This is a genomic window from Thioalkalivibrio sp. HK1 (genome assembly GCA_000583135.1).
Classification (GTDB): Bacteria; Pseudomonadota; Gammaproteobacteria; order HK1; family HK1; genus HK1.
Map to the genome: position 1 here is coordinate 1 of JFBG01000013.1, position 18,856 is coordinate 18,856.

At 59.3% G+C, this 18,856-nt stretch carries 20 protein-coding genes and 1 pseudogene; 3 read left to right on the forward strand and 18 right to left on the reverse strand.

Annotated features, from left to right (window positions below):
* From BF99_RS20210 to BF99_RS0104665, 14 genes and pseudogenes are all read right to left on the reverse strand, one after another.
* A pseudogene (locus tag BF99_RS20210) lies at window positions 1–529 on the reverse strand (hypothetical protein); the annotation flags it as partial.
* Window positions 486–1,781, reverse strand: a complete 1,296-nt coding sequence (nrfD, locus tag BF99_RS0104580; RefSeq protein ID WP_051482783.1) for an NrfD/PsrC family molybdoenzyme membrane anchor subunit — start codon at window positions 1,779–1,781, stop codon at window positions 486–488. The pseudogene BF99_RS20210 and the gene nrfD, both read right to left, overlap by 44 nt.
* A gap of 180 nt (window positions 1,782–1,961) precedes the next feature.
* Window positions 1,962–2,864 carry a sulfate reduction electron transfer complex DsrMKJOP subunit DsrO gene (dsrO, locus tag BF99_RS0104590; RefSeq protein WP_025769947.1) on the reverse strand — a complete coding sequence of 301 codons (903 nt, stop codon included), beginning with the start codon at window positions 2,862–2,864 and terminating at the stop codon, window positions 1,962–1,964.
* Window positions 2,827–3,405, reverse strand: coding sequence for a hypothetical protein (locus tag BF99_RS22780; protein WP_025769948.1), 579 nt, complete (start codon window positions 3,403–3,405; stop codon window positions 2,827–2,829). The genes dsrO and BF99_RS22780 overlap by 38 nt, the downstream gene beginning before the upstream one ends.
* Window positions 3,406–3,453: 48 nt before the next feature.
* Window positions 3,454–5,409, reverse strand: coding sequence for an NAD(P)-binding protein (locus tag BF99_RS0104600; protein ID WP_025769949.1), 1,956 nt, complete (start codon window positions 5,407–5,409; stop codon window positions 3,454–3,456).
* A gap of 92 nt (window positions 5,410–5,501) precedes the next feature.
* Window positions 5,502–6,998 carry a sulfate reduction electron transfer complex DsrMKJOP subunit DsrK gene (dsrK, locus tag BF99_RS0104605; RefSeq protein WP_025769950.1) on the reverse strand — a complete coding sequence of 499 codons (1,497 nt, stop codon included), beginning with the start codon at window positions 6,996–6,998 and terminating at the stop codon, window positions 5,502–5,504.
* A complete protein-coding gene (locus BF99_RS0104610; RefSeq protein WP_025769951.1) occupies window positions 6,995–7,777 on the reverse strand; it encodes a respiratory nitrate reductase subunit gamma in 783 nt (260 codons plus the stop codon). Before BF99_RS0104610 ends, dsrK begins: the two co-directional genes overlap by 4 nt.
* Window positions 7,778–8,068: 291 nt before the next feature.
* On the reverse strand, window positions 8,069–8,401 hold the full coding sequence (locus BF99_RS0104625) for a TusE/DsrC/DsvC family sulfur relay protein (protein ID WP_025769952.1): 333 nt from the start codon (window positions 8,399–8,401) through the stop codon (window positions 8,069–8,071).
* A gap of 105 nt (window positions 8,402–8,506) precedes the next feature.
* Entirely contained in the window at window positions 8,507–8,815 is a 309-nt protein-coding gene (tusB, locus tag BF99_RS0104630; protein ID WP_025769953.1) for a sulfurtransferase complex subunit TusB, read from the reverse strand.
* Window positions 8,816–8,889: 74 nt separating this feature from the next.
* The gene (tusC, locus tag BF99_RS0104635; protein ID WP_025769954.1) at window positions 8,890–9,300 is read right to left on the reverse strand and encodes a sulfurtransferase complex subunit TusC; all 411 of its coding nucleotides are present in this window, start codon (window positions 9,298–9,300) and stop codon (window positions 8,890–8,892) included.
* A gap of 38 nt (window positions 9,301–9,338) precedes the next feature.
* A complete protein-coding gene (tusD, locus tag BF99_RS0104640; RefSeq protein ID WP_025769955.1) occupies window positions 9,339–9,731 on the reverse strand; it encodes a sulfurtransferase complex subunit TusD in 393 nt (130 codons plus the stop codon).
* Between the two features lie 33 nt (window positions 9,732–9,764).
* Window positions 9,765–10,838 (reverse strand): dissimilatory-type sulfite reductase subunit beta, encoded by a 1,074-nt coding sequence (gene dsrB, locus BF99_RS0104645; protein WP_025769956.1) that lies wholly within the window; start codon window positions 10,836–10,838, stop codon window positions 9,765–9,767.
* Between the two features lie 161 nt (window positions 10,839–10,999).
* On the reverse strand, window positions 11,000–12,307 hold the full coding sequence (dsrA, locus tag BF99_RS0104655) for a dissimilatory-type sulfite reductase subunit alpha (protein ID WP_051482784.1): 1,308 nt from the start codon (window positions 12,305–12,307) through the stop codon (window positions 11,000–11,002).
* Window positions 12,308–12,740: 433 nt separating this feature from the next.
* Window positions 12,741–13,256: a hypothetical protein gene (locus BF99_RS0104665; RefSeq protein WP_156013163.1), complete on the reverse strand. Its 516-nt coding sequence runs from the start codon at window positions 13,254–13,256 to the stop codon at window positions 12,741–12,743.
* A 377-nt stretch (window positions 13,257–13,633) separates the two neighbouring features.
* Between BF99_RS0104665 and BF99_RS0104675 the strand changes: the two genes are divergently transcribed.
* Window positions 13,634–13,855: a hypothetical protein gene (locus BF99_RS0104675; protein WP_025769961.1), complete on the forward strand. Its 222-nt coding sequence runs from the start codon at window positions 13,634–13,636 to the stop codon at window positions 13,853–13,855.
* A gap of 131 nt (window positions 13,856–13,986) precedes the next feature.
* Here BF99_RS0104675 and BF99_RS0104680 read toward each other — a convergent pair whose 3' ends face one another.
* The 4 genes from BF99_RS0104680 to BF99_RS0104705 form a co-directional block, all read right to left on the reverse strand.
* Entirely contained in the window at window positions 13,987–14,352 is a 366-nt protein-coding gene (locus tag BF99_RS0104680) for a nitrile hydratase accessory protein (protein WP_025769962.1), read from the reverse strand.
* Between the two features lie 43 nt (window positions 14,353–14,395).
* Window positions 14,396–15,073, reverse strand: a complete 678-nt coding sequence (nthB, locus tag BF99_RS0104685; RefSeq protein WP_025769963.1) for a nitrile hydratase subunit beta — start codon at window positions 15,071–15,073, stop codon at window positions 14,396–14,398.
* Window positions 15,070–15,747 carry a nitrile hydratase subunit alpha gene (gene nthA / locus BF99_RS0104690; RefSeq protein WP_025769964.1) on the reverse strand — a complete coding sequence of 226 codons (678 nt, stop codon included), beginning with the start codon at window positions 15,745–15,747 and terminating at the stop codon, window positions 15,070–15,072. Before nthA ends, nthB begins: the two co-directional genes overlap by 4 nt.
* Before the next feature lie 351 nt (window positions 15,748–16,098).
* On the reverse strand, window positions 16,099–17,103 hold the full coding sequence (locus tag BF99_RS0104705; protein ID WP_156013164.1) for a tetratricopeptide repeat protein: 1,005 nt from the start codon (window positions 17,101–17,103) through the stop codon (window positions 16,099–16,101).
* Between the two features lie 517 nt (window positions 17,104–17,620).
* Between BF99_RS0104705 and BF99_RS0104720 the strand changes: the two genes are divergently transcribed.
* The gene (locus tag BF99_RS0104720; protein WP_025769967.1) at window positions 17,621–18,139 is read left to right on the forward strand and encodes a glycine/sarcosine/betaine reductase selenoprotein B family protein; all 519 of its coding nucleotides are present in this window, start codon (window positions 17,621–17,623) and stop codon (window positions 18,137–18,139) included.
* 18 nt (window positions 18,140–18,157) lie between these two features.
* Window positions 18,158–18,577 (forward strand): hypothetical protein, encoded by a 420-nt coding sequence (locus BF99_RS22380; protein ID WP_025769968.1) that lies wholly within the window; start codon window positions 18,158–18,160, stop codon window positions 18,575–18,577.
* Window positions 18,578–18,856 lie beyond the last annotated feature (279 nt).

The following is an 18,856-nucleotide window of genomic DNA, read 5'->3' on the forward strand; positions in this document are numbered from 1 at the left end:
GATTGAGGATCCCCCCCGCCAGTTCGATCTCCGGATCGAACGCTCGATAGCCCAACAACAACGGGGCGATGCCGCGCGTGATCCCCCGGGTATCGATCACGAGCGTCACCGAGACTTCGAGGAGCTTGGCCAGCGCCGCATTGCTGTCGTGGCCGTCGATCGACACTCCGTCGTGCAAACCCTTGGTGCCCTCGATCAGACGAAGACCCGGTGGCTGCGAGCGGTGTCGTTGCCATTCGAAGCGGATCTCCGCCGGACTCATGGTATGGAAATCGAGGTTGCGACAAGGCCTTCCCGAGGCCGCGCCGAGCCACATCGGATCGATATAGTCAGGTCCTTTCTTGAAGGGCTGCACGAGCGTCCCCGACAAGCGCAAGGCGGCGGCGACCCCGACGGAGACGATGGTCTTGCCGGAGGACTTGCAAGCCGCGGAAAAATAAAGACCGGTCATCGTCGGGCATATCTCGCGCTCGGGGATTTGCACTTCATAGCCCGCTGCCCGAGGCTTCGGATACCTTCGGTACGGCATCCGTCTCATCGGCATCCCCCGAAAGGGACTTCGGCAAGATGCGCAGCAATCGAAGGGCGATCACGATGATCAGCAAGGCCGACGCCACCCCGCCGAGTCCCAGCAAGAATTCCGGGAGGGTGGGGGAATAGCCCACGGGGTTGCCGTCGATCAAATCGCCCTCGATGATCTCCTTGCCGGGAAAAATCTCGAGGGGCGCCGCCTGACCGCCGATGACGATGCCATGAAGCCAAGCAAAACCTCCGATAACGACCGCACCCGCCGCCAGGACGATCCTCTTCGCCGATGGCGGCTTTGCGATCAACCATGGAATGCCCAGCAGCAAGGCAAGCGGCGTCAAGGTCCCGAGCAGGATCTGTCCGATCCAGAAAATCGCCGGATGCAGCCCTCCGTCGATCAGCAAAAAGCGCTCTATCTCACCGTGCTCGGCGGCATAGAGATTGGTCAGGTGGCGCACGATCACGAAATACGAGGTCAGCGCCACGAAGATCCCCTGCAAGCGCGCCAACTGTCCGAGCGTTGCATCGAAGGCCGCTCCCGGTTGCGGCCGCTTCGCCCAATACGCCGTCGCACAAAGCACCAAGATGAATACCGCCATGCCCGAAGAAAGCGACATCGCCACGAACAAGGGGGCCATGATCGCCGCATCGTAGGCTTGACGGGCGACCAAAAAACCGAAGATGCAACCGGTGCCGGTGGTCAACGCCAGGCGCCACGACAAGGCGACGATGCCGATCCCGCTGACCCATCTCGCCCTTTTCGGATCGCCGGCATCCGGGGCGAGCAACACCCCCAAATAGATTCCGCTCACGGTGATGAAAACGCTGTAGAGCATGACATTCCAAGCGAAAACGGATACGGGGTTGTAATGCGTCAGGGCGATGATCAGTCGGTCCGGTCGTCCGAGATCGAGCACCAACACCATCAACCCTCCCGCCAGCAGGGCGATCGCCATCACCGCCGAGAGCCGCGCCAAGGGGGTATATCGCTTGCGCTTGAAGACGGAAGAAAGCGATGCGATGTTGAGGGCGCCGGAGGCGGCGACGATCAGGAAAATCGCGAAGACATGGGGTAGCCCCCAAACGATGCGATTGTTCATGCCGGTGATATGGTGGCCTTCGCTGTCCATCGTATGCGCCGCTGCAAGGCCGGCGACGATGACGAGCAGCAAAGCGACGATCAACGCGATGAAGGGCCCGCTGCCGCGTCCGATCGTGCGGTATTCGGCATAAGAGATCTCGTGCGAGCCCATCTTGCTATCGATCCTCCGGCCGGATCTTCATTCGATGGGGCGCTTGGCGAGCGTTTCGAGTCGGGCGACATCGCCGCGCAAGCGAACGATGCGGGCGCGCCGGCAGGTCCTCGATCGATCGGTCTTCGATGGGCAAATCGATGGTGCGCATGCTTTGTCCTCGATCTTCGCCGTCGCCTCTCACACTCCGCGATAGAGAACCTTGGTATCGAGGGCGAGATCGGGGCGCAACCCCTGGCCGCCCCTCTCGGCGATGGCTCTCGCCACCGGGTCTAGCGGATCGTTCAGATCGCCGAAGACCAATGCCCGATATCCCCTCGTGTCGCAGGCCTCGACGCAAGCGGGGCGCGCCCGACTCGCCGATCCCTCGCTTTCCTTGGACGCATCCAAGCGGTGCACGCAGAAATTGCATGATTCCACCGTGCCCTTGCCTCTGGGGGACCAAGGCTTGGGATCGGTGACCTCCTCGTGCACGAAGGATCGCGCCTGGAAAGGACATGCCATCACGCAATAGCGACAGCCGATGCAGATATGTTTATCCACCAGCACGATCCCGTCGGCGCGTTTGAACGATGCTCCCGTGGGGCAAACATCCACGCAAGGCGGCTCCTCGCAATGCTGGCACATCAACGGCAAGGTGCTGATCCGACCGCTGCGGCGATCGAGCAAGGTGACCTTGCGGATCCATTGCGGGTCGGTGGCGATACCGTGTTCGGGCTCCAATCCATGCTCTTCGTTGCAAGCGCGAACGCAAGCATCGCAGCCCCTTGCGCACCGATCCGCATCCACGAAAAGACCGTAGCGAATCTTCGCGCCGACCGGCTCGCCCGATGAACGCTCGTCGGCGATCGCCCGGGAGATGGCAAAGCCGCCGATACCCGAAACCGCCGCCAACGCCCCGATCCGTATCAGGAAATGCCTTCTGGCCTCGGTGGCCGGAGTCGATGGGTCGGCGGATTCTCGCTTGGCGAACAAGGCCTCGAAGGCCTCACCACTTTCGGAATCGCCACCGAGTCCTGCCCCCGAGGAGCCGAAAGACTCCTCCTTATCCCCCGGTGCCGGAAGGTCGTTCTCGCCCCTCATCGCCCCCCTCCTCCTCGAAAGCCACCTCGGGCAACGCCGAGTGGCAACCGAAGCAATCCGGCTCCACCGCCACATAAGCGTGGCAGCTCTCGCAAAACTGACCCGGGGCGTCGATCCGGATCCATTGCCCTCGGTCATCGCGCGCCGCATGGCAATCGATGCATCCGGCAAGGCTATGGCGCTCTCGGCGAATGCCCAGATAGACGGTGCGATCCCGTTGATGCTCGAGCAGTTGCGGATGCCGCCGACGAATGACGGGGATCGGCTCGACGCAATGCTCCCCCAAACCCGCTTCGATCAGCTGCGGCCGCGGCACTCGATCCGACAAAGCCGATCCGGCGCTTCGTCCCGATGGCGTCGGCGAGACGGGCAAAATCATCTCGCCTCGCTCCTCGGATACCCGCTCTTCGGATACGCCCTTGGCGGAGAGGATCGGCAATCCCGCCACCGACAGCACTGCAAGCAGCATCCCGAGAGCGACCCAAGGCGCAAGAGAAAGAAAAAGTCGGGCTTTTCGACCCCCGTGATTTTCTTTTTCCATCGCGATCGAACTTCGACGATCTCGTATCGAGACGCTTCGGGCGCCGAACTACTCGCCCATCCCCATATCGATATAGCCGCTCGGACAGACATCGGCGCAGATATGGCAGCCGATACATCGGGCATAGTCGGTATCGACATAACGCCCGGTGGTTCCCTGGTTTTTCTTGACCCGAAAGACCGCATCCTGGGGGCAGTAGATGACACAGTTATCGCATTCGAAACAAAGTCCGCAGCTCATGCAGCGACCCGCCTCGGCCACCGCTCGATCCTCGTCCAAGGGAACGATGCGCTCCTCGAAATGGCCGAGTACGGCGTCTCCTTGGGGCACTCGCTCGGCCCGCCGATGACGGGGGGTGTAGGTGAAATGCCCGAGAAAAAGCTCCTCGGCGGGAACGATTTCATGGGCCGATCGATCCTCGTAGTTATGGATCGCATAGTTCGAAAAGCAGGTGCCCCATTCTTGACGGCGCTCGTATTCCTCGGGCTCCAAGTGTTGCTCGCGCAGTTTTTCCAGCAAACTGAAATGGTGCACATCCACCCTCGGCCGCTTCCTCTGATCCCCCCCGGATAGATATCGATCGATACAACTCGCCGCGACCGAGGCCTGACCGATCGCGGTGGTCAGCAAATGGGGGCGAATGATGTCGCCGGCCACGAAATGCCCCTCGCGATCGGGCACGCGATAGAAGGCGTCGGCATCGATCAGGCCGCGTCCGTTATCGAATTCCTCCAATCCCTCGAGATTGCCGCCCTGGCCGATCGCGCTGACCACCAAATCCGCCTCGATATCGAATTCCGTCCCTTTACGCATCACCGGGCGACCGTCGATCAGATCGCACTTGGCCATTCGAAGGCTGCGGGCTCTGCCGTCCTCGCCGAGGATCACCTCCAAGGGCATCACCCCGTCGAAGATCCTCACCCCCTCTTGCATCGCATCCTCGACTTCGTTTTCCGCCGCGGTCATCTCTTGGCGTCCCAACAAGGAAGTCAAGGTGACATCGGCCCCGGTTCGTACCGCGGCCATCGCGGCGTCGTGAGCGACGAATCCGTGCACCGCCATCTCCGGCCGATCCTTGGGATTGGTGCGCTTGATGCGACCCAAACGTCGGGCGACGGAAACGACATCGATCGAGGTATCGCCGCCGCCGATGCATACGACCTTCTCCGCCGTGAACTTGAGTCGACCGTCGTTGAAAGCCTCCAAGAACTTCACGCCGCTGACGCAGTTCGGAGCGTCTCCGCCGGGAACCGGCAAGGGCCGACCGCTTTGACAGCCGATGGTCCACAGCACGGCATCGTATTCGCGCTCGAGATCCGCAACGCGCATATCCTTTCCTACCCGCACATTCAGCCGGGTCTCGATCCCGCCCAAGGCGAGGATGCGATCGATCTCGTGATCGAGGAAGCGACGGGGGGTGCGATAGCCGGGGATGCCGTAGCGCATCATGCCCCCCAAGGCTTCGTGATCGTCGTGGATCGTGCAGCGATGCCCTCGGCGACGAAGCTGGTAGGCGGCGGTCAATCCCGCCGGGCCGCCGCCGATGATCGCGATCCCTTTCCCGCTTTCGGTCTCGGGAACGGGAAAGGAAAAATCACAGCCGATCGCGGTATCGCCGATGTACTGCTCCACGGCATTGATGCCGACGAAATCCTCCACCTCGTTGCGATTGCAGCCATCCTCGCAAGGAGCCGGACAGACCCGACCCATCTGCGACGGAAAGGGGTTGGCCTCGCTGAGCCGTCGGAAAGCGTATTCCTGCCAGCTCATCCCTTGGGGCGGTTTTTCCAGCCCGCGGACGATCTGCAACCAGCCCCTGATATCCTCGCCCGAGGGACAACTGCCCTGGCACGGCGGCGTGCGCTGCACATAAGTCGGGCATTTATGGGAATGATCGGCATCGAAGATATTCGATTCCCAATTCGACCATCGATGCTCACCCTCCTTGAATTTACGGAAGGTGTGGTTGTCTTCCCGGTAGGTCTTGCTCCAAGGAGTCGCCATTTCGTTTCAATCTCTGAAAGGGTTTCGAAAAGGATGTCGGAAGGGTTTCGGTGCCCGATGTTTCGGTGCCCTGTGAAAAGTGCGAAGCGATTTCAACGCTCGCCCAGCACGATCGCATCGCCCACCAGCTGATGAAGACTGAGCACCTGATCCATCGTGAACCCGTAAAAGGGCAGGACTTTCGAAAACTGGCTCTTGCAAATCGCGCAGATCGCCACGAGATGGGAAACGCGATGACGCCGGACGATTTCTTTGAATGCCTGCATGCGAGGCAAAGAGCCCTTGACCCGCAGTTCGACGAGATCGTCGGTCAACAACCCGCCCCCGCCTCCACAACAAAATGTTCGTTCGCCGGTGGCATCGGGGTCCATCTCGAAAACATGATTGCAGACCGATCGCAGGACATCTCGGGGCAAAGCGAACTGACCGCCCGCCACCTCCCCCATCCTCGAGGCCCGCGCGATATTGCATGAATCATGGAAGGTGACCCGGCGCTCGTCGTTGGCGGACGGATCGAGGCGCAAAGCCCCGCGGGAAATCAGATCGTGGGTGACTTCGACGATATGCTGCGGCGCCGGATACTTCGGATCGAGGAAATCCAAAGGGCCGGCGAGGGTATCGAGAAAGTTATAGGCCACCCGCCAAGCATGGCCGCATTCTCCGAAGACGATTCGACGAGCGCCCAGATCCAAGGCCGCATCCCGGATACGCAAAGCGACCTTGCGCATATTTTCGTAGCTACCGATGAAAAGACCGAAGTTCGCAGCCTCCGAGGCCTTGGTGCTCAAAGTCCACCTGAGCCCCGCTTGGTGAAAGACCTTGGCATAGCCGATCAAGCCATCGACATGGGGCTCGGCGAAGAAATCCGCCGACGGCGTCACCAATAAAATATCGGAATCCGCTTGATCCAAAGGCAGTCGGACCCGAACTCCGGTCTCCTCTTCGATATCCTCCTCCAAGCCCTCGAGGGTATGGGCAAGCGCAGGCTGCGGAAGCCCTAAGTTATTTCCGATCCTGTGCACCTTGCCGATGATTTCATTGCTGTATTTTTGCCCCATGCCGATGCTTGCGAGGATCTCCCGCCCGGCCATCGAGACCTCCGCGGTATCGATGCCGTAAGGACAAAATACCGAACAACGTCGACATTGGGAGCATTGGTGAAAGTATCGATACCAATCGTCGAGCATCTCCTCGCTCAAGTCGGCGGCCCCGACCAGCTTCGGAAAAAACTTGCCCGCCAAGGTGAAATGACGTCGATAGACCTTGCGCAGCAGATCCTGTCTGCCGACCGGCATGTTTTTCGGATCCCCGGTGCCCAAAAAATAATGGCATTTATCGGTACACGCCCCGCATTTGACGCAAGCATCGAGAAAGACGCGAAATCCTCGATATCGATGCAGCAGATCCCCCATTTTTTCGATCGCCCGATCGTGCCAGTCATCGACCAACTCCCCGGGGAAACCCAAGGCTCGTTGATGTTCGGGCTCGGCCACAAAGGGACGGCTATGGCTCATCGCCCCTTCGACAAGCGCCGGAATCTGCGGCGCGGGCGGGATCGGAGGAGCCTCGAATGCCTTTTCCTTGCTCATCGAGAGTCCTTCGAAGGCTCGGCGGGTACATCGGGCATCGAAGCGCTCGCCGATCGATCCTCGATCGGGGTCCATCTCGGTAGATGGCGACGCTCTCGGGGATCGTCCGCTTGATTGCGGGTGGGGCTGAAAAAGAGCCCGGGGACATGGAGGAGTTTGCTGAACGGAAATATCGCCATCAGCGCCAGCGCCGAGACGATATGCAGCAAGAGGATCGCATCGACAGGGATGGTCTGCCAATCGAAACGAACGAGCCCCAAGGTGAAGATCTTGAGTTCGACGATATCGGTCGGCAAAAACAAGCGCATAAAAACCCCGCTACCGGCGATGATCACCAGCAATGCGAGCATCAAGTGATCCGACGGCGCCGATATATAACGCACCCGATCCACGAATATGCGGCGCGCCCATAATCCGCCGAGCCCGACGAGCATCGCCAACCCGACCCATAGTGCGATCCCTTGAACGAGGGCCGCAGGCCACCAAGCAGGCTCGGTGAAATACCGAAGATGCCCGATGAGGGCGACTACCAAAGCGGCATGAAAAATCCACCCGAAAAGCCAAGTCCACTTCGAGGCCTTGAACAGGCTTTCGAAATAAACGACTTCTCGAGCGAGCCGCAAGATCGTCCCCGAGCGGGTGGTGGGGGCGGGGGTGGTCGGGATTTTGAGCGGCGCCGGGGTGCGGGCGTACTGCAGGATCTTTCCCGCCACTCCCACCACCAAAATCAGTGCCGCAAGATAAAAAGCGATGGCGATGATCGAGGGCAGGACGAGCATCGGATACTCGCTGATCCCTTAGGGGCCTTGCATCGAAAGCGATCGACGGCTTGGTTCGTCTTCGCCCCGACATCGAATATCGAGCGCTTGCCATGGCTCGCACCGGATTGCGAACGACGATGCGATGACGCGGTCAATCGCATCGTCGGCCCTCATGCTTCTCATCGACATGTCCACAGCGGGCAATCCCGAGCCAAACGTTCCCGAAGGGCGGCGCTGCGAGGATGTCGATCCCGCAAGCGAGGTTCCAAAAAAAGAGGATCCGATCACGAGGATCGACGCCCGCTTTATTTAGACGCAGCCCGTAGGCTTGGGCAATCCGGCATAGCGGCAAGCCTGTTTGGCCGGACCATAAGGATAGAGCTGATAGAGGTATCGGCTATTGCCCTTGTCCTGTCCGAGTTTTTTGCCGATCGCCTTGGTCAGCACGCGCACCGCGGGGGCGATTTGATATTCCTCGTAGTACTCGCGAAGAAAGTTGATCACCTCCCAGTGATTGTCCGTCAGCTCGCATTCGTCGGCATCCGCCATCGCCTGCGCCACCTCCGGAACCCAATCGCCAAGATTCGAGAGATAACCCTCCTCGTCGGTATCCAAGGTCTTGCCATTGACTTCCAACGCCATGATTTCCTTCTCCTTACGTTCGTGGTTGCGCAGTTGCGCCGGGCGGCTCGATTTCAAAATGGGAGATCGACCTTCGAAACCCATGCCGAGATCGAGCCCGAGCACTCAAAGCCATGCCTGTACATTATCGTGCTCCACGACCAAGTCGACAAATCCGGCATCGTCCACCGAGCCCACTCCCTCGATCAGGGCATCTTCGGATATCCCGCGCGCTCGGCAATCGTTTTCCAAGACATGAATTCGAAGGCGCTTCAATGCCCTGCGAATGCGAGGCTCGATCGAACTCGCCCGCATCGCGGCATAGACCCCGTCTTCGATCAACAACAACGTGCTGCCATCGAGCGCATGGGACAGGCAACTATCGAGAGCGTTCTTCTCGAAGGGCGATTTATTGACGGTATGCAATACGGGCATCGAGGGTGTTCTCGTTTCATTGCGACCAAGCGGCGGACGGGGGCGGGGGGTGAATCCTCGGGGGTTTGGATGGGCTAGAAATTGAATACCACGTCCTGGGCGTCGATGAGCCGCCCGATCTCCTTGCGATCCACGATCACGATGGATGATTTTTCCGCCCAATCATCGTTTTCATCCTCGTATCGAAGCGGCATCAAGTCCTCTTCTCGAAGGCCCCGCTCATCCAAGGATTCGCGCTCGACATAGAGCCGGGTGACGTCGTAATCGCCCAGCGCCCGCCAAGCGGGCGAGAAATTCTTCATCCCGACGGCGGATGTATCCTGGCCCGCTTTGAGCTGATAGACCCCGTCATCGACGAACGCCATGCACACATCCTGATCGAAGGCGGCCCCGATCAGCACCACCTCCAATCCCTCCTGCGCATAGACCGTTCCATAAGGAGCGCGCCGATGGAGGTACATGATTTTTTTGCATTGCCCGGCCATCGATCCCCATCTCGTCCCTTGTCTCGCCCTTCGCTGCGTCAATCGCCGAAAGTGACCAGCCGATCGCATTCGATCGCGGCTTCCACCAACTGACCGAGCCCGGAAATCCGAAATCCCGGGGCGATGTTGTCGGCATCCTTGGCGTTTCTTTTGGCCTCGTCGGGATCGCATATACCGCGTCTTTGGGCGGCGGCCACGCACAGCACGAGATCCACACCGTGAGTCCTGGCCAATTCACTCCATCTTTGCTGAATATGCCGATCGTCTTGGGGCGGGGTCATCAAACGAGTGCCGTTGTTGACCCCGTCGTGATAGAAGAACACGCGAAAAATCTCATGCCCCTTGGCAAGGGCGGCGCAGGCGAAGCGATAGGCGCTATCCGCCGCCTGATGTTGGTAAGGGCCCTCGTTGACCAGCAATCCGATTTTCATCGTTCTTGGCATCCGCTTGATCGATACGAATCGTCAAAATCTCAGGTGCGCCGAGGCGTTGAGGCTCTTGCGCGAGCCCCGCCAGTTATCGATATGGAATTTCGTGAACGGCAACTCGGTCAACTCGAAAAAGCGCGGCCAGCCGATACGATCGATCCAATCGTTGATCCGCTCCCAATCGCGAGCGTCCTCTTTATAGGCGCGCAGGATATTTTTGACGACCGCCGTCGCCTCCGGCCATCTGGGGGGATTGTTCGGAATTCCGGCCGCGACCAACTTCTGAAACGAGGGCTTGCTGCGAGCGTTGGAATGATTGCCCCCCACCCATATCGCGAGTTTCGAGTGCTCGGGATCATTGATCTGCATCGGAGTGCAAGGGGGATAGCAGGCTCCGCAACATATACATTTCTTCTCGTCGACTTCCAAAGAGGGCTTGCCGTTGACCATTGCCGGACGGATGGCGGCGACCGGACAACGCGCCACCACCGAAGGGCGCTCGCAGATATTCGCCACCAAGTCGTGATTGATCTTCGGCGGCTTCGTATGCTGGATATTGATCGCGATATCCCCCTGACCGCCGCAGTTGATCTGGCAGCAGGAGGTGGTGATATGCACCCGATTGGGCATTTCGGCATTGCGAAACTCGTCGATCAGCTCGTCCATCATGGCCTTGACGACGCCGGAGGCGTCGGTGCCCGGGATATCGCAGTGGAGCCAGCCTTGGGTATGGGAAATGAAGGCGACGGTATTTTGAGTGCCGCCGACGACGAAACCCTCGGCTTCCAAGGCTTCGATCAAAGGATCGACCTTCTCTTGCCGATCGACCATATATTCGATATTGCTGCGAATGGTGAAGCGAACATGGCCATCTGCATAGCGATCACCTAAATCGCAAAGTTTTCGCAGCGTGAAAACATCCAGAATACGCTGGGTGCCGACCCGCACCGTCCAGACCTCGTCGCCGCTCTCGGCGACATGACAAAGCACTCCGGGGCGAGGGTGGGTGTGGTATTTCCACTGCCCGAAATTGCGCACCATCGTCGGGTGCATGTACTGAAATCCGTCGGGGCAGCCGGATTCGATCGGCATGCGATGTTTTTGCGCCATCTTCGATCTTCCCTCTTTATGCGTGTTTTTCGGGCCCTTGTTTCAAGGCCTTCTCGTCGATTCTCTATCGTCGGGAGCGGCAAGATGCGATACCGAAATCCGAGATTTCGTTTTCAATCGATACCGATATCGATATCGACCTCGATCCGGCTCCGACGACTCTAAGCCGCCGATTGATCGGATGCCTTCTCGCCCTTCGGCGACGCATCCTTGGTCTTTGCGGCAGTCTGACGGCGATCGAACCACTTCGCCGCCTCCTCGTCCCAATCATCGGTGCGCACATAAGAACTCTCGCGCGGATGAGCGATCATGTTGGGATCCGGCTCCAAGCCGATCCCTTCGAGGAAGTTGACCAACCCGATACGCTCGATCATCTCCCCGGTGCGTTCGTGCTCGAGGGCGTTCTCGGCGAAGAAATCGATCGTCTCCTCGGCGATCTCCACGATGCGGGCGTAATCCTCTTTGGTTTCGAGCCTCATGAAAGGCACGATCACGGTGCCGAAAAGATCGCCGATCTTGAGGGTGCGCTTGCCCCCGATCAGAATGGACACCCCCTTTTCATCCCCCGGGGAAAGGCATTTCGGCATCACGTTCAGGCAGTGCATGCAGCGCACGCAGTTGCGGTTATCGACCTCGAGGCTATCGTCATCGGCCAAGGACAGGGCATTGGTCGGGCAGCGGGTGATCACGTTGTCGATGAGATATTTACGTCCCTTGCGCTCGATATAGGCCTTCACCTCAGCCTGATCGACCTTCATATCGTCCCGCCACGTGCCGATCACCGCGAAATCCGCCCGCTCGATCGAATTCATGCAATCGTTCGGACAGCCCGAGACCTTGAATTTGAATTTATAAGGCAACGCCGGACGATGGACATCGTCGACGAAGTTATTGACCAAGGAACGATGGATGGCGTGCTCGTTACAACAGGATTGTTCGCAGCGAGCCGCCCCCACGCAGGATTGCGCGGTGCGCACGCAAGGGCCCGCCCCTCCCAAGTCGAATCCGTAATCGTTGATCTCGTCGAAGAAATGCTGGGTGTTTTCGGTATCGGCGCCGATAAACATGATATTGCCGGTCTGACCATGAAAGGTCACCAGCCCCGAACCCCATTTTTCCCACGAATCGGCGAGTTTGCGCAAGATATCGGTGGTGTAGTGATTGCCCGCCGGAGGTTGTACGCGCAGGGTATGGAATTCGCGCGATTTGGGATATTGATCGCCGACCTCGGAAAAACGGGGAATGATGCCCCCGCCATAGCCGTAGACGCTGACCGTTCCGCCTTTCCAATAGCCGCGCCGGGTCTCGTAGGAGTGCTCGAGCTGACCCAGGAGATCATTGGCCATTGCATTGATTCGGCCCTCTTCATGATCGTCCCGCAGGCGTTTGATGCCGGAGATGAAACTCGGCCATGGTCCTTGTTCGAGCTGATCCAGCATGGGAGTGTCGTGCTTTTTCATGGCGTTCATCGACCTCCTGATTGGAAAATCACGGGGATATTCGCATCATTCTAATCAGGCGCATATTCGTTTCAATACGCCCGATGGGAGGGTGATCATCGATTTTTTCTATTCCGATATGGATATATTCCTTCGAAAACGACCCTCTTTCGTCAGCATGCCCATCGACGGGTCAATCGATATGTCGATCGATAACGAACACCTCGATCGAGCGCCTCTTTTCCTCGACATTTTTCTTTCGCACCCGGCGTAGTCTTTTTCGCACCCTCATGGGAGCCTCGATTTCCAAGGAGATCGATGTGCACATCGGATTGGCGCTATCGAGCGATCGAAAAACCCTTTGACCTTTTCGCTCAAACCCCGATGATGAGTCCGGCGGATGGGCCGGGCGGTGATGAACGATATATCTTGAACCTTGCTTCTTGCGCCGACGATTACGCTTCTACTGCGCCCGCAAAGATTCGATGGCCTTGATCAACGCTTTTCGGACGAAGGCCTCTTTCGCCGCATCCTGCCGATCTCGGCTAACACCCAAGATATCGATGAGCTCCCGCTCGATGACGGCATATTCGGCTTCCCTTTGCGCCGAAGTGATCCCGTAGTCGATCGGCTTGTGCCGGAGGAAGCTTTCCCTCGCATCCCCCCTTTGCGCCTTTCGAGCGTTGATGGCGTCGATCGTCACTCGCCGGATGAAGGCCTCTTCCGCCTCGTCTCTATGGCCATCCGGGACATCGATGAAGTCGATGAGCCCTTGTCGGATGAAGGCATATTCCCTTTTCACCTGCACTGCGTGCATCTTGGCGAACGATGCCTCCTTCGGCCTTTCCATCGACTCTCGGCCACCGCTCCCTCCCCATATCTTTCCATCGATCCAGAACATGGCGATGATCGAAGCAAAGAAGGTCGGCGCCGCAAGGATACCCGCCAATATCCAACAAACGATACGCCCAAGTGTCATCGATATTCCACCGTTTTCGCCACCGCTCTCACCGAAGGCCGATCCTCGACGGCATCGACGAGACGATGCCTAAGATACCAAGACTCCAATCCAAGGCTCCAACCGATGTCCCTCGCCGATGACACATCCCCTCATCTTTTTTCACCGGGCTCAATATGGGATCGAGGAATCTCGTCGGGCTTTCGACTCGCCTTGGCCCTCGCTCGATGCGGTCTCATTCCACATCCCTCGGGCCACAAGACGCCAAATGGCATCGATCCGACAGTCGTTTCTTGTTCCCATCGGTCCGCCGGCGGTTTTTATTGACTAAACATTTATTTTATGCTTATATGAAAAAAGTTTTTCAAATTCAACATAACTACTCAAGGAGATGCGCCATGTCCGGTCCCGGCGAATACTTCGTGAACAAAAAACCCCAAGAAAACGGTGAACACGAGATTCATAACGGCTCCGATCCATGTCGTTGCTTCCCCGCACCGGAGAACTTGGTATCCCTCGGCCAATGCATCGACTGCCATAAAGCCGTCGCCATCGCAAGGAGGTATTACTCGAAGGTCGATGGCTGCAAGTACTGCGCCCTCGCTTGCCACAAAGGGTAAAGGCATCGACGGTGCGGAAAAAATCGCCGAATCCTCGCTACCGAAATCGACGAGCGATCGAAAACGGCGAGAGAAGAAGGGGAAGGCGATTGAAGGATAAGGGGCGTCGATGCCGGAGCTGAAAAGACGCTTTATCGCTTTTTCAAATCATCGAGCAAACGGATCGGCTCGCCGTGAGGGGAGGCGATCGCCGCCGCCTCCCATTGCGAGCGCCTAGCTTCTCGCTGCTCGAAAGATATCAACTCCACCTCGGCAAGAAGCCCCTCCAAGGCCGCAAGCCAGTGTTCGTAATAGCCTTTTGGCTTCGATGAGCCGTCGGCGGATGCGATCTCGCGGGCGAGGGCATCGGCCCACCGCTGCCATGTAAAAACCCCGCGTTCGTGCAAAGCCACGACCATCGCAAAGGCTTGGGCCTCCCATGGCGCTTGGAATAGCGGACCATCGTCATCGCGGGGAATCGCGGGCAAGGATTCAAGATCGGCAATCGCCGACGCCATCGGATTCGACGGCTCGATCGCCGATATCGCGGGGGGTTCGGGCTCAAACGGACTCAAGGTGAGGCTCCCAAAGATCGAGACGAACGACATCGCGGGCAACGGCCCCTTCGCCCCATAACTCCTCGGCCGTGAACTCCACGTTGTAGAGGTGTTCGCCCTCGCCCTTTCCCAAGCCCTGCGCATTGGTATCGGCAAAGATATGCGCCCCTCGGCATTCGCGTACGATGCCGCAACGACCGCGGGCGTAGCGCGGCAAGCGGGTGTGCCCGATCGGGTGGTGGTTGCGGGCGCGCACCCGATCGCCCAAACGAAAACGCGGCGATCGCTCGGTCGGCACGGAAACGGAAGACCCTTGCGCGAAGGCGGCGAGCACCTGATCGGCATTCATCGCCGCCGGGGCATCGGGCACCGGCGATGCGCGCGAAAGATCCCCTCGCATTCGAGCCTCGATCTCCTGCACACTTATCAATCCGCTTTCGACCAACAAGGTCTCCAATCCGTGCAGCCAGTGTTCGTAGTAGCCGGTGCTCAGGTATTCATCGGGCTTCATCCGCTCCCGGGCATGGCGCGACATATCGAGATTCCAACGCTTGGTAAACGCGGCGGCGAGGGTGATGGCGAAGCATCGGCGCTCCCACTCATGGGCGAAGATCGGCTCGTTTGGATCGGGATCGATCGGGCCGAATCCGTGCATGCCTCCCAAGTCGTGGGCACCGTTCATCGTCCATCTCCTTGGCCTCGCCTTGCGGCTTCGGGGGGATTCGGGGATTCGACGATCCCCACCCCGATCATCGCATCGCGGGTGACCAGCGCCGCCAGCGCCTCCTCGTCGAGATCCTCGGTACCGGCCGGACGACGCGGCAAAACGAGGTAGCGCATCTCCGCGGTGCTGTCCCAAACCCGGATTTCGACCTCATCTGGGATCCGCAATCCGAATTCCTTCAGCACCCCTCGAGGATCGGATACCGCGCGGGCGCGATAAGGGGCCGATTTATACCAAGTCGGGGGCAAACCGAGCGTGGGCCACGGATAGCAGGAACAAAGGGTGCAGACCACGAGGTTATGCACCCGCTCGTCATTGACCACCACCTGCGTATGCTCGCCTTGGCGCCCTTGGAAACCGAGCTCCGCGATGGCCGAGGTGGCATCTTCGAGCAACCGCTGTCGGTATTGCGGGTCGGTCCAAGCCTTTGCGACCACCCTCGCCCCGTTGCGCGGCCCGACCCGGGTCTCGTAGTTCTCGATGATCGCATCGAGCGCCGCCGGATCCACCAAACCCTTCTCGACGAGCAAGGATTCCAAGGCCCGCACCCGAAGTTCCGTATCGCAAAGGCGGGGCTCGTCGTGCGATCCCGAATCGTGATGATGGTGATGGTGATGATGGTCACTGCTCATCCGCGCGATGCTCCCGCAGGTTTTGACCGCCACGTCGATCCTTGGCCTCGGGCCTTGCCTGTCCATTCGAATTCTGGGCAACGGAAACGTCCGAGATGATCCGCACCCATCGATTTTCGGCGAACTCCATCAGGCTTCGATCCGAAGGCGCTGCCAAAGGGGAATGGATTTCCCCCGAGGGTCGAAGCGGATCGAGTCCGGCGGCACGACGACCGGATCGCCATGATCGCTCGGTGCCGATGGCAAGACCCTCGATGCGCTCGAGGGCCTTGATGGATCCTCAGAAACCTACCCGCGTGGGTATAGACGCACCGCCCTTGACCTACTCTTCGAACCCAAGCCTTGGCCAAATCAGTAATGCCAATGCGGGATAGGCTCCGGCCGCGGGCCCGCCCATTCGGAAAAGACCGCCCAAAGATGGTAGCGAATCCGATGCGCCGCATCCTGATCGATGCTCTCCACCGCGGGCATCAATTCCAATGCGGCTCGGAACTCTCCCTCGTCGACGAGCAAGATGGCGGCCCCTTCCAAAGCGTAGGCCGCCTGCGCCCACTGCTGCATCCGCCACAGAACATTGCCCATCTCGCCCCAAACCACGTGGCTTTCGGGATCGATATCGGCCGCCACGCGATAGTGCGCAAGGGCATCGGACAATCGCCCTTCCCATGCCGCCTTGCGAGCGGCTTCCATCGACAGATCGAAGTCCATCGCCACCACCGATGGCGGGCGCGGCCATTGCGGCCACGAGGGGGGCCAAGCGGGATGAGTCCGATGAGTGTCCGTTCGCGGCATTCGAGGCGGGGGGAAAAACGAACGCGATCGTTGCATCGGCGGGGGATCGAAACCATCCGGTGCCGGTCGATCCCCGAAATTGCCCGCCTCGGGGGGATCGACATGAACCCCTGCGTGCATCTCGCCGGAAGGCGCAGGCGCACGAGAGGGCGGCGGGATCGATGCCACATCCTCGCTTGCACCTTGCGCCGACGAGGTGGAAGGCAAAGCGGGCGCCATCGTCTCTTGCGACGAGCCGGAGGCGGACATCGACTCCACCGAGGCTTCGGCGCTCGGTTCGGGCCGAGGTTCGGGTTCGGGTTCGGGTTCTGGCTCAGGCTGGGATACGGGCTCGGGGATTCGAGAGTCTTCGGATTCCCCCACCGAAGACTCAGGCAAGGAGGGCTCGGTGGTCGATGCGTCGGCGATGGCAATATCGGGCTCCGATGTCCCCTCTTCGTGGATCGGCTCTTTCGGGGGATCACCGAAAACCCACACCGCCAGCGCCCATATCAAAATGCTCGCGATCAGAACCCTAAAGCCGGTCAGCTGTTGCATGGTTTTATGGTCTTCATTGGTTGGCATCTTTTCGATGAGCGATCTTCGAAGCGTGCATCCGAAGATCGATGATTGGCGGGAATACGATCGAGGCGATGTCAATCATACCCATTTTGCACACGATAACTATAATGAAAAATTCGAGCGGGCAAGACGATCGTACCGAAAGAGACAACGATGCTTCATCGATCCCATGAATCCAAGGGATATCTTCGAAGGAGATCGGCATGAATCGTCTACCGACGATACCCGCCTGATCCGATCCTCGGCATCCGCCGCTCGAGTCCACGATGCGATGACGCCATGAATCCACCGCCACTCGCCGCCATTGCCCACCATCCGAATCATCCGATAAAAGCCGAATAAGCGGCAAGGCACCTTGGCTTCTAGCAAGACAATGCGAACATGGCTCGGATCGCCTCGATAGCAGGCGAGACGGCCTCGACGCCTAAGATCCCTCGTTCCATGCCCCGAAAGATTCGCACCCTCATCGGCAAAAGGGACAATCCCGACCACCGCCTTCGCCACCTACGGAGATCTCCCGATGAAAGACCCCTCATCGACAACGCGCCCATCCGGATCGAAACCGGTCGATTACATCCGCCGCACCAAGGAACGATACGATGCCTTGGGCTACCCCCCTTATCGCTGGGTGCATAACGAAGACCCGCCACCCTTTTCGCCCTTTTCCAAAGCGCTCCCCGAGGCGCGCATCGGATTGATCGCATCGGGCGGGATCTACCTCGAAGGGCAGATCGCCTTCCATCACCGGGACGATGCAAGTTTCAGACTGATCCCCGAAAACACCGCCGGTAACGACCTTCGCATCACGCATTTCGCCTACGACACCGGCGATGCCCGCATCGATCCCGGGGTCGTCTTCCCCCTCGCCCGACTGCGCGATCTGGCACGAGAGGGCGTGATCGGAGGGCTCGCCGCCAACGCCTGCACCTTCATGGGGGGCATCTATTCCTCCCGCAAGGTGAGAGATGCGCTGGCACCGGCGCTTGCGGATCGCATGCAAGCCGAATCCGTCGATGCCGTGATGCTGGTTCCGGCCTGACCCGTCTGCCATCAGTCCGTGGGATTGATCGCACGCGAGATCGAGGCCCGAGGGATCCCGACCCTTTGCTTTTCGAGCGCCCGCTCCATCACCGAGGCGGTCCACCCGCCCCGAGCCGTCTTCCTTGATTTTCCGCTCGGGCACACCACCGGCAAAGCGGGGGATCCGAGCCTGCAGCGCGATATCATGCTCGCAGCATTGGAGGCGCTGACCACCATCGACACCCCGGGGACCATTCTCGACCTACCTTGGAGATGGGACGAAGACGATGCTTGGAAAAAAGACGCCGAGAACGAGGGCGACCTGCGCAGCGAACGCACCGACGAGCCGCAGTACCAACACGAATCGGATCGCATCGCCGCCCAAGCCATGCTCGAACGAGAGGGCTGCGCCGTCGGCTGCGTCTTTCCCGAAGCCGGGACCGCGAGGGGAACATGAGGAGCACGGAAGAAGGGATGCAACGACCTGAATCGCTTGATGCCCGCAGAACTGACGGGGAGTCGACAAGGTTCTTGCGGATCTGCCTTGGATTGCGAGAGACTCGAAAAAAAAAAGCCGGAGCGGGGGGAACCCGCTCCGGCAAAACGCCATCAAGATAAGAGGAGGAAAGAGAAGAATCATCCCAAGGGATGACAAAGGAGATTATGGACCAAAATTGTGCAGTGCGTCAATACCCGATCCGCAAAATAATCACAAAACTTTCTTATGAATCCATTT